The 632-nt window shown below is 47.3% G+C and carries 1 protein-coding gene and 1 pseudogene; both read right to left on the bottom strand.

The genetic code is table 11. The annotated features are described in order from the left end of the window. Positions 1-44: 44 nt before the first annotated feature. Positions 45-268: pseudogene (locus tag GMA8713_RS26175) on the bottom strand (ABC transporter permease); the annotation flags it as partial. Between the two features lie 2 nt (positions 269-270). Beyond that, a partial coding sequence (locus GMA8713_RS26170; protein ID WP_157515814.1) for an ABC transporter permease occupies positions 271-632 on the bottom strand: 362 nt, incomplete at its 5' end.

Raw genomic sequence — 632 nt, 5'->3', positions numbered from 1 at the left:
GTCAAGCGCCCTTACCAACCCGGCCAAACACAAAGACGCCCACGGCCCCCGTCCAGCCAGAAGGGAGTCAATCATCCACCCCTCGGATAATACATGATAAGGCGGAAGGGGTACTGGTGGCAATGAGTGGCGCAGCGACAGACAAAGTTAAGAATACCAAAAAGATGACGAAGCTGGTCATCGCCACTTTATCACGCAAGAAATAGTACAAAAAATCAGACTGTTTAAAACGCTCCCAACGGGATGGAGCAGCAGCAAATTGGCTCATGATTAAGCTCCTTTTCCAGTAAGGTTCACAGTCGGGTTAATCAGACCGTATAACAGATCGACAATGGTGTTGGTGACAACAAAAATCAGGCCAACGAATATGACGTAAGCGGTGATCAGCGGAGTATCAACTCGGTTGATCGCTTCAAGGAAAAGAAAGCCCGTCCCCGGCCACTGAAAAACAGTCTCGGTTAAGATGGTGTAGGCCACCATAGTCCCAATTTGTACACCGCCGACGGTTAGCACCGGTAACATGGTATTTTTAAGGGCATGTTGGTAGTAAATTTTGTTCAATGCCAAGCCTTTATCTTTAGCAAATTTGATGTATTCCGAGCTCAGCACTTCCAACATTTCAGAACGCACTA

It is taken from the genome of Grimontia marina (assembly GCF_900060185.1).
Taxonomy (GTDB): Bacteria; Pseudomonadota; Gammaproteobacteria; order Enterobacterales; family Vibrionaceae; genus Enterovibrio; species Enterovibrio marinus.
This window is presented reverse-complemented; position numbering and strand designations above follow the sequence as displayed.